Below are 10,288 nucleotides of genomic sequence, written 5' to 3'. Positions count from 1 at the left end.
TCCCGCATTGAATCACAAACCCCTCACCAAAGGCGAGGGGTTTGTCAGCGGTCTGTGGGCGGCGAGATTTCTCGCCGCCCTTTTTTTATGCGTCTGCCGCTTTCGTCGGGCCGGTCAGCTATCCGCCAGCATGCCGACGATATTGTAGCCGGAATCCACATGCAGGATTTCCCCGGTCGTACCCGTGCCCTGGTCGGACAGCAGGTACAGCGCCGCGCCGCCGATTTCATCGAGCGTCACATTCCGCCGCAAGGGCGAATTATCCGCCTGCCATTTGTAGACGAATCGGGAGCCGCCGATGGCGGCGCCCGCCAGGGTGCGCATCGGTCCCGCCGACAGGGCGTTGACCCGGATACCCTGCGGGCCCAGGTCCGCCGCCAGATACCGGGTGCTTGCCTCCAGCGCCGCCTTGGCCACGCCCATCACGTTGTAGTTCGGCATCACGCGCCGCGCGCCGGCATATGTCAGCGTCAGGATGCTGCCGCCGGACGGCATCAGCGCCGCCGCGGCGCGGGCAATGGCGGTAAACGAATAGCAGGAAATATCCATTGTCCGCGCAAAATTGCCGCGCGTCGTGTCGGTAAACCGCCCGTTCAGTTCCGACTTGTCCGAAAAGGCAATGGCATGCACGACGAAATCGAGCCGGCCCCATTCGCCCGCGATCATCTCGAAGACGGCGTCGATACTGCCCTGATCCGCGACATCGCAGGGCAGGACCAGCGAGGCATTGACGGATTCCGCCAGCGGCCGGACCCGCCTTTCAAGGTTGCTGTCCTGAAATGTCAGCGCTAGGTCGGCGCCCTGTCCCGCAAGTGTCTGTGCGATGCCCCATGCGATCGAATGATCGTTTGCAACGCCCAGTATCAAACCGCGCTTGCCGCCCATCAGGCCCTGCGTTGTGGTCATTCGGCTCAGTTCACCGGTCCCCGGAACGGGTCGACCCGGCGATCCCCCTCTTGTCTGTTGCACGGCTCGGCGCCGGTTGGTTATTCGTCGTACCGCTTGAAGACCAGTGTCGCGTTCGTGCCGCCGAAACCGAAGCTGTTGGACATGACATAATTCAGCGTCACATCATCCCGGCGCTCCATAATAATCGGAAAACCTTCCGCCTCGGGATCCAGTTCGTCGATATGCGCGGATGCGGCCAGAAAGCGGTTATTCATCATCAACAGCGAATAGATGGATTCCTGCGCGCCGGCCGCCCCCAGTGAATGCCCCGTGAGGGACTTCGTGGAATTGATGGCGGGAACGTCCGCGCCGAAAACCTCGCGTACAGCCTGCAATTCCTTCACGTCGCCTATCGGCGTGGACGTGCCGTGCGCGTTGATGTAATCGATCCTGCCGTCTACCACCGTGGACAGCGCCTGGCGCATGCAGCGCGCGGCGCCTTCGCCCGAGGGCTGCACCATATCGTAGCCATCGGATGTGGCGCCGTAGCCGGCGACCTCGCCATATATCTTTGCGCCGCGCGCCTTTGCATGCTCAAGCTCTTCCAGCACGACAACACCGCCGCCGCCCGCGATCACAAAGCCGTCGCGGTTCTTGTCGAACGCCCGGCTGGCGACAGCGGGCGTGTCGTTGTACCGGGACGACAAGGCTGGCATGGCGTCGAACAGCAATGTAAACGACCAGTGCAGTTCCTCGCCGCCGCCGGCGAAAACGATGTCCTGCTTGCCCCACTGGATCAGTTCGGCCGCGTTTCCGATGCAATGCGCGCTGGTCGAACAGGCGGAACTGATCGAATAATTGACGCCATGAATTCGGAACGGCGTGGCCAGGGTCGCCGAATTGGTGCTCGACATGACCTTGGGAACAACGAAGGGGCCGACCCGTTTGGCGTTTTTTTCGCGCATGGTATCGACCGCCGCCACCATGTTCCGCATTGACGGGCCGCCCGAGCCCATGATCAATCCGGTCCGTTCGTTGGTGATGTCGCCTTCTTCCAGTCCGGAATCGGCAATCGCCTCTTCCATCGCGATATAATTATAGGCGGCGCCGTCGCCCATGAAGCGCATTGTCTTGCGGTCCAGACGATCTTCCAGATTGATCTTGGGCGCGCCATGCACGTGGCTGCGGAAACCCAGTTCCTTGTAGGTTTCGCAATATTCGATACCCGACCGGCCCGCTTTCAGCGAATCGAGTACTTCTTCCTTGTTATTACCGATACTGGATACGATCCCGATACCGGTGACTACGACACGTCGCATCGTTTATGCCTCGCTGGAGCGGATGATCACTGGTCTGAATGACATGAATATGAACCCGCTCCCAGAAAATACGGAGTGTTACACTATCGAATAGACGGAATTTGCCAGCCTATGGTTCCATCGGCCCTGTTTCGCGCCATTCTCCCAACCATACGGTTCAACATACCGAATTTCGGGGGAACCGGCACTTTATGTTTTCAAACCCCGGATCAGGAACCTTCGGCCGTCGTAAACAGGCCGACACGCATGTTCCTGGCTTCGTAAATCGGCTCCCCGTCGACCCGCATTTCGCCATCCGCGACACCAAGCACCAGTTTGCGCATCATCACGCGCTTGAGGTTGATGACATAGGTCACCTTCTTGGCGGTCTCCAGAACCTGACCGGTAAACTTTACCTCGCCAACGCCGAGCGCGCGCCCCTTGCCGATGCCGCCCAGCCAGCCGAGAAAGAAACCGACCAGCTGCCACATTGCATCGAGGCCGAGGCAGCCGGGCATGACCGGGTCGTTTTCGAAATGGCATTTGAAGAACCAGAGCTCTGGGTTGATGTCGAGTTCCGCGACAATCTGGCCCTTGCCGTACTCGCCGTTGTCTTCGGAAATCGACGTAATCCGGTCGAACATCAGCATCGGCGGCAATGGCAACTGGGCATTGCCCGGCCCGAACAGCTTGCCATGCGCACATGTGAGCAATTCCTCATATGAGAAACTGTTTTGTGATAATTTCACGCCCCATCCCCATAGCGGCACACTGAATACAGAGCCCGCTTTCACAAGTAATCACCCACCGTGATTCGGTACCCGACTTATGTAACGTTTTAATCCCGTTCGTTCAATGTTGCGTTAGGCTGGAAGGGGGCGGACTGCCCCTACCGATCTAGACATCCAGATTGGCGACCTTCAGCGCGTTCGCCCGGATGAAATCGCGGCGCGGTTCCACCACGTCGCCCATGAGCGTCGAAAACAGATCCGCCGCCTCCATTTCATGAGCAACCTTCACCTGCAGCAATGTCCGCGCGTTCGGATCAAGGGTGGTTTCCCACAACTGGTCGGGGTTCATCTCCCCCAGCCCCTTATACCGCTGGATGGAGATGCCCTTGCGGCCGAGCGCCGTCACCTGGTCCAGCAGGTCGATCGGGCTGTTGATCCGGGTTTCGCCGTCCTTCGTGCGCAGCACCGCGGTCTGGAGCCCGTATTTTGCCTGCAATTCGGCTGCGAGACCGTCCAGCCGCCGCGCTTCGGCGCTTCGGATAACATCGCCATCGATACTGAAACGCTGGGTGACGCCACGAAGGGTCCGGCTGAACGACAGGCCGCCATCGTCCTGCGGCGCGCCGATCCAGCCCCGCTCGGTCTCCGGCGACAGGCTGTCCAGGCGCCGCGCGATATAGGCTGCGGTCTGGCCGGCGCGCTCCGGATCCGAGAGGATCGACGGGTTCAGCGCGCCGACGATCGCCGCCTGCTCCACGACGGTGCGGTTGCCGACCTTGCGAATCAGCGGCTCCATCAGCTGCGCGGCCACCCGCGCTTCGCTCACGGCCAGATACAGGTCCTCCGCCGCCAGCTCCTCCGCGTCGCCCAGCACCAGGGTTGCGCCGGTCACGCCGTCGCGCACCAGGAATTCCTCCAGTTCGCGGTCGTCCTTCAGATAGACGCCGGAATTACCCTTCTTCGCGCGGTACAGGGGCGGCTGGGCGATATAGAGATATCCGCGCTCCACGAGTTCCGGCATCTGCCGGAAGAAAAACGTCAGCAGCAGCGTGCGGATATGGCTGCCGTCGACGTCGGCGTCCGTCATGATGATGATGCGGTGGTAGCGGCATTTGTCGGCGTTGAAATCGTCATGGCCGATCCCCGTGCCCAGCGCCGTGATCAATGTGCCGATTTCGGACGAGCCCAGCATCTTGTCGAACCGGGCGCGCTCCACATTCAGGATTTTGCCGCGCAACGGCAGGATGGCCTGGGACTTGCGTTCGCGCCCCTGCTTCGCCGACCCGCCGGCGGAATCGCCCTCGACGATGAAGATTTCGGCATGCGCAGGGTCCCGTTCCTGGCAATCCGCCAGCTTGCCGGGCAGGCTGGATATATCCAGCGCGCCCTTGCGCCGGGTCAGTTCGCGGGCCTTTTTCGCCGCCTCGCGGGCCGCTGCGGCCTCCACGACTTTCTGCAGGATCTGCCGCGCGTCCGTCGGATGTTCCTCGAACCACTGGGCGAGCCGGTCGTTGACCACCGATTCGACGACGTTACGCACTTCGGAGGAGACAAGTTTGTCCTTCGTCTGGCTGGAAAACTTGGGATCCGGGACCTTTACCGACAGGATGCAGGTCAGGCCTTCGCGGGCGTCGTCGCCCGTGATCGATACTTTCTCCCGCTTTGCGATGCCGGTCTCGCCCGCGTAATTGTTGATCTGCCGGGTCAGGCCCGCCCGGAACCCCGCCAGATGCGTGCCCCCGTCGCGCTGGGGAATGTTGTTGGTAAAGCACAGCATGGTCTCGTGATAGCTGTCATTCCACTGGATCGCGACCTCGACCGTGATACCGTCTTTTTCGCTGACCATCAGGATGACTTCGCCATGCAGCGGCGTCCGCGACCGGTTGAGATATTTCGCGAACTCGGCAAGGCCGCCATCGTAATGGAAATGGGTCACCTTCGGTTCCGGTAGCCGGGCATCCGTCAGTACGATACTGACCCCGGAATTCAGGAATGCCAGTTCGCGCAGCCGGTGTTCCAGCATGTCGTAATCGTATTCGGTGATCTTGAATATTTCCTCGGACGCCCAGAAGGTTACTTCCGTGCCCGTATCGCCCCGATCGCAATCGCCGACAATCGCCAGATCCTTGCCGTCTAACGGGTCGCCGTCCTCGAACTGCATGCTGTAGATATGACCGTTGCGCCGGATGGTAAGGTCCAGCCGCTTGGAGAGCCCGTTCACGACCGAGACGCCGACGCCGTGCAGGCCGCCGGAAATCTTGTAGGAATTGGAATCGAACTTACCGCCCGCATGCAATTGCGTCATGATCACCTGGGCCGCGGAAATGCCTTCCTCGGTATGAATGTCGACCGGGATGCCGCGGCCGTTATCGGTCACGGTCACCGATCCGTCGCCGTTCAGCGTGACCGTCACCCTGTCCGCATGACCGGCCATGGCTTCGTCGATGCCGTTGTCGACCACTTCATAGACCATGTGATGCAGGCCGGACCCGTCCTCGGTGTCGCCAATATACATGCCCGGCCGCTTGCGCACGGCTTCGAGCCCGCGCAATACCTTGATCGAATCGGCGTCGTAACCTGATTCCTTACCTTCGGGCGGGACAGTGGTATCGTCGTTCATAAATTCTTCCGTTCGGTGTCAGGATGTCCGTTCCAGCGCCGCATTGGCGACGCTGAAGTACTGCGCGTGGGATTCCAGTTCGGTAAATATGGTCCGGTCGGTTCCCGTAAGCCAGGCCTGCGCGCCCAGCGTCAGAATCTCCGCGAACAGCGCCTGCCGCTTTTCCACATCGAGATGCGCCGCAACCTCATCCAGCAGCAGCAGCGGCGCCGCGCCGCGTTCCGCCGCCTGCAGCCGCGCATCCGCCAGAACAACCGCGATCAGCAGCGCCTTCTGTTCGCCGGTCGAACACTGATCCGCCGGCATGTCCTTTTCCAGGTGCCGGACGGTGAAGTCGCTGCGGTGCGGTCCGGCCGCGGTCCGGCCGGTTTCCGCGTCCAGACGACGGGTTCGGGACAGGCGTTCGCGCAGATGGTCTTCCGCGGCGAGCGCCGGCCCATCATTCAGCCACGATTCGACCTCGCCCGTCGCGGCGATGCCCGCCCGGGGAAACGGGCCGGTTCCCTCCGCGCAGGCGCGCGCGAGCCGGGCGGCCATTTCACGTCGCGCCGCGGCAATGGCAACGCCCCGTTCCGCCATGTTTTCCTCCAGGGCGGACAGCCAGGCGTCGTCAATGCGGCCCTCTTTCAGCAACCGCAGCCGTTCGCGCATGGCATGTTCGTATCCGCCGACCCGCCCCGCATGCGCCGTATCGAAGCCGAAGACCAGCCGGTCGAGAAACCGGCGCCGGGTCGATGCGCCATCGAGGAACAGCCGGTCCATCTGCGGCGTCAGCCAGACGATACTGACATATTCACCAAGCGCTCCCTGGCCCGAAACCGTTGCGCCATTCACGCGAACCAACCGTCTCTGCCGGTCCGGCTCGCGTCCCGTCCCGATATCCACCGGGCCTGACGCGCATGATACCGTGCCGGCGACCGCCCAGCCCGCCGCGTTGCCGGGCCGTCGGTCGATTTCATTCAGCTGCGCCTGCCGCAGCCCCCGGCCGGGCGCCAGAAAGGATACCGCTTCCAGCATGTTTGTCTTGCCGGCCCCATTGGGACCGGTCAACACGACCGGCCTGAAATCGCCGTCATACGCGGCCGTGCGGTAACAGCGGAAATCCGTCAGGCGCAGCCGGGTTACCGCCAACCGTGCGGGAAGCGAATCCAATCGGGAATCAACCCTGGCAATTGCGGCCTCGTGCATGCGCGCCCTAAACCCGCATTGGCATCAGAACGTAAAGCGCGCTTTCATCCGCGGTATCGCGGACAATCGTCGGTGACGCGCCATCCGCCAGCAGAACCTGTACGGTCTCGCCCTCGACCTGCTGCGCGATATCCAGAAGATAGCGCGAATTGAAGCCGATTTCGAGTGCTTCCCTGTCGTAGGAAACCTCCAGCTCCTCGGTCGCGGACCCCGATTCGGGGCTGCTTGCGGACAGAATCAGACTGCTATGCGCGATGATCAGCTTTACCGAACGAGACCGTTCCGTCGAAATTGTCGCGACCCGATCGACGGCCGCGGCCAGCTGGTGGCAATCGACTTCCAGCAGCTTGTCATTGCCGACCGGTATAACCTTTTCGTAATCGGGAAACGTGCCGTCAATCAGCTTTGAGGACAGCACCGTGCCATCGAAGGAAAACCGGATCTTGGTATCCGAAAGCGAAACCTCGACATCGCCCTCGCACTCGTCGATCAGCTTGCGCAGCTCGTTCACCGTTTTGCGGGGCACGATGATGCCCGGCATGCCGGCGGCGCCTTCCGGCATCGGCGATTCAACCCGCGCCAGACGATGGCCGTCGGTCGCCACGGCGCGCAGGACAGGGGTCCCGCTGGATTCCGTCGCATGCATATAGATGCCGTTCAGGTAATATCGGGTTTCCTCGGTCGAAATCGCAAACCGGGTCCGGTCGATCAGCGCGCGTAGCGACATGGCGGAAATCACGAAACGGTGCGGCAGGTTGCCGTCGCTCATTGCCGGAAAATCCGCTGTCGGCAGCGAGGCCAGCACGAAACGCGATCGGCCGGAACTCAGAACAAGCCGACCGTCTTGCGAATTGGAATCGAGTTCGACCTGCGCGCCTTCCGGCAATTTGCGGACGATATCGTACAGGGTATGCGCCGGCGCCGTCGTGTCGCCCGCCGCCGCAATCTGGGAGGGAACGGTTTCGACAATGGAAATATCCATATCGGTCGCCGTGAGCCTGACGCCGCCGTCACCGGTTTGCAGCAGGACGTTCGCCAGGATGGGAATGGTATTCCGTCGCTCTACGACACTCTGGACATGGTTCAACGACCTCAGAAGTGCCGCCCGTTCGATGGTCAGTTTCATGATTTCTCTTTGATCATACGCTTCAAGATTACCGCAGGCCCAAGACGGCCCTCGCCTCCGCCCTGCAACGTAGCTTCAAGGATATCGGCAGATTCGACAAGCCCCCGCTGAACCTAGCATGACCGGCCGGAATCCGCACTAGTTTATGCTTTGTACCGCTTCATTTAATGCCCCGGAACGCGGCGAATCGGGGTTTCGCGGACATCAGCCCTCGAGCATGCGCCGCAGCAATTCGACGTCTTCGGAAAACGAGCTGTCCAGGGCGCATAATTCGTCGATCTTGCGAACCGCATGCATGACCGTGGTGTGGTCGCGGCCGCCGAATTTCCGGCCGATTTCCGGCAGCGACCGTTCGGTCAGCTGTTTCGACAGATACATGGCAACCTGGCGCGGGCGGGCGATGGCTCGCGACCGGCGTGCGGAAAACATCTCACCGAGCCGGATGTTGTAATGCTCGGCCACGCGCTTCTGGATTTCCTCTATCGTCACCTTGCGGTCATTCGCCCGCAGGATGTCCTGCAGCACCTCCTGCGTATTATCGAGGGCGATCGGCCGGCCCACCAGCTTGGCGTACGCGACCAGCCGGTTCAGGGCGCCTTCCAGTTCCCGCACGTTCGATGTGATTCGGTGGGCGAGGAATTCGAGCACCTTCGGCGGGATGTCGAAACTCATCTGTTCCGCCTTGGATTGCAGTATACCAAGCCGAAGTTCGTAGATCGTGGGATGAATATCCGCGACCAGACCCCAGCCGAGCCGTGACTTCATCCGGTCCTCCATGCCCTCCAGGTCATTCGGCGATTTGTCCGCCGAAATGACGACCTGGCGGTTATGGTCCACCAGCGCATTGAAGGTATGGAAGAACTCTTCCTGGGTATTGTCCTTACCGCTGAAGAACTGCACGTCGTCGATCATCAGGACGTCGACCGAACGGAACTGCTCCTTGAAGGCCATTGTGTCCTTGAACCGCATCGCCCGGATGAACTGGTACATGAACTTTTCCGCCGACAGGTAGATTACCCGCCGTTCCGGCGTCGTCCTGCGGATATGCGATGCGATCGCATGCATAAGATGGGTCTTTCCGAGCCCCACGCCGCCGTAAAGGAACAGTGGATTGAACGGAACGGATTCCGCCTCCGCAACGCGCCGCGCAGCGGCAAAGGCCAGTTCGTTCGGCTTGCCGACGACAAAATTGTCGAAGCGGAACCGCGGGTCCAGCGGCGCGCCGATATCGTTATGGGCGCGGTCGCCGGACGGCGCCGCGACAACCGCGGGCACCGTCGCGACTTGCTCCGGCATTGCGCCGTCATGGACAATTTCCAGCCTGACGATCATCGGATTCTCTTCCGACCACAGTCTCAGGAGCCTGTCGCCATACTGGGTTTCGATCCAGTCGCGCATGAACCGGGTCGGCGCAAGAATGCGGATCGTGTCCTCGGCGGACAGTTCGAATGACGCCGGCTTCAGCCAGCTGCGGTAGGCCGCCTCGCCAAACTCCGCCCGAAGCCGGGATCGCAACCGTGTCCAGTAAGATGCTGGCTGTTCGGTAGAACGGTTTTCGTCTGTCAACGTCAACGCCACCCCATAAAGCAAAGCCGTACCCGACGAGAGGCTCACGGCAGACAAAATCATCCCACCCCCGGATGTCGGAATATTCCGATCCAGGATTCAGACAGCGTTCGGAAAACCAATAAAACGGTGAGTAAGGAAGCGGAACTAAAATTCTTTACACCTAAAAAAGCCTAAGCTCATCCAGGTTTAAAGACATATTTTAACGTTGGGATAAAAATAGACAGTATTAACATCTAATTTTACTATCTTTATTCTGACCCCTGCACCTTAACTCTTTTATTGCCGTCGCCGGTTCTTGTTTTATGCTTGAGGCAAATCCCATCAAGCTTACTGCCACCGTGCCAATCTACCTATGCTATTTTCGGGTTGCAACGAGAACCAAACGCAAACATCGAAATAAAACGGTAAATCGCGACGCGAATCCGGCTAAGCCTTTGAATCTTCCTGACGTAAAAATTTCGCTATTTTTTACCACAAATTAAAAGAGCCGCGCCCGTGGGGCGCGGCTCAAAAAAGCCGGAATATCGACAATGAATTATAGCGCTTCGATTCGTTTCGCAAGGCGGGAAATTTTCCGTGCCACCGTGTTCCGATGGGTCAGTCCCTGCTGCGCGCCGCGCTGCATTTCCGGCATGGCAACGCGGATCGCCTGTTCGGCCAATCCCTTGTCGCCGCTTGCAATTGCCGCTTCAACCTTGCGGACATACGTCCGGATCCGGCCGCGCCGGTCACGGTTCACGGCGGTGCGCCGCGCGATCTGACGAATGCGCTTCTTGGCCGACTTATGATTCGCCATAAGGTATCCTGTACAGTCATTGGTAAATTCAAGAAAGCGGCTTATATCGGTGCTCCAGCGCCGCGTCAACCT

General features: G+C 60.4%; 8 protein-coding genes. All 8 read right to left on the bottom strand.

The window, feature by feature from the left end; all coding sequences use genetic code 11:
• Positions 1-114: 114 nt before the first annotated feature.
• The 8 genes from WD767_08700 to rpsT all read right to left on the bottom strand — a co-directional run bounded on the left by WD767_08700 (position 115) and on the right by rpsT (position 10,216).
• Positions 115-906: an SDR family oxidoreductase gene (locus tag WD767_08700; protein MEX2616160.1), complete on the bottom strand. Its 792-nt coding sequence runs from the start codon at positions 904-906 to the stop codon at positions 115-117.
• Positions 907-986: 80 nt separating this feature from the next.
• Positions 987-2,207, bottom strand: coding sequence for a beta-ketoacyl-ACP synthase I (gene fabB / locus WD767_08695; GenBank protein ID MEX2616159.1), 1,221 nt, complete (start codon positions 2,205-2,207; stop codon positions 987-989).
• A 209-nt stretch (positions 2,208-2,416) separates the two neighbouring features.
• Positions 2,417-2,935 (bottom strand): bifunctional 3-hydroxydecanoyl-ACP dehydratase/trans-2-decenoyl-ACP isomerase, encoded by a 519-nt coding sequence (gene fabA, locus WD767_08690; GenBank protein ID MEX2616158.1) that lies wholly within the window; start codon positions 2,933-2,935, stop codon positions 2,417-2,419.
• Between the two features lie 148 nt (positions 2,936-3,083).
• Entirely contained in the window at positions 3,084-5,537 is a 2,454-nt protein-coding gene (gene gyrB, locus WD767_08685; protein ID MEX2616157.1) for a DNA topoisomerase (ATP-hydrolyzing) subunit B, read from the bottom strand.
• Positions 5,538-5,555: 18 nt separating this feature from the next.
• Entirely contained in the window at positions 5,556-6,689 is a 1,134-nt protein-coding gene (gene recF, locus WD767_08680) for a DNA replication/repair protein RecF (protein ID MEX2616156.1), read from the bottom strand.
• Positions 6,690-6,732: 43 nt separating this feature from the next.
• Entirely contained in the window at positions 6,733-7,851 is a 1,119-nt protein-coding gene (gene dnaN / locus WD767_08675; GenBank protein ID MEX2616155.1) for a DNA polymerase III subunit beta, read from the bottom strand.
• Between the two features lie 204 nt (positions 7,852-8,055).
• A complete protein-coding gene (gene dnaA, locus WD767_08670) occupies positions 8,056-9,417 on the bottom strand; it encodes a chromosomal replication initiator protein DnaA (protein MEX2616154.1) in 1,362 nt (453 codons plus the stop codon).
• Between the two features lie 538 nt (positions 9,418-9,955).
• Positions 9,956-10,216 (bottom strand): 30S ribosomal protein S20, encoded by a 261-nt coding sequence (gene rpsT, locus WD767_08665; protein ID MEX2616153.1) that lies wholly within the window; start codon positions 10,214-10,216, stop codon positions 9,956-9,958.
• Between the last annotated feature and the right edge of the window lie 72 nt (positions 10,217-10,288).

This window comes from Alphaproteobacteria bacterium (genome assembly GCA_040905865.1).
GTDB lineage: Bacteria > Pseudomonadota > Alphaproteobacteria > UBA8366.
This window is presented reverse-complemented; position numbering and strand designations above follow the sequence as displayed.

Bases quoted from the DNA above. Each gene is read 5' to 3' on its own strand.
- rpsT (MEX2616153.1), bottom strand. From the start codon at position 10,216: ATGGCGAATCATAAGTCGGCCAAGAAGCGCATTCGTCAGATCGCGCGG.
- gyrB (MEX2616157.1), bottom strand. From the start codon at position 5,537: ATGAACGACGATACCACTGTCCCGCCCGAAGGTAAGGAATCAGGTTAC.
- dnaN (MEX2616155.1), bottom strand. From the start codon at position 7,851: ATGAAACTGACCATCGAACGGGCGGCACTTCTGAGGTCGTTGAACCAT.
- WD767_08700 (MEX2616160.1), bottom strand. From the start codon at position 906: ATGACCACAACGCAGGGCCTGATGGGCGGCAAGCGCGGTTTGATACTG.
- fabB (MEX2616159.1), bottom strand. From the start codon at position 2,207: ATGCGACGTGTCGTAGTCACCGGTATCGGGATCGTATCCAGTATCGGT.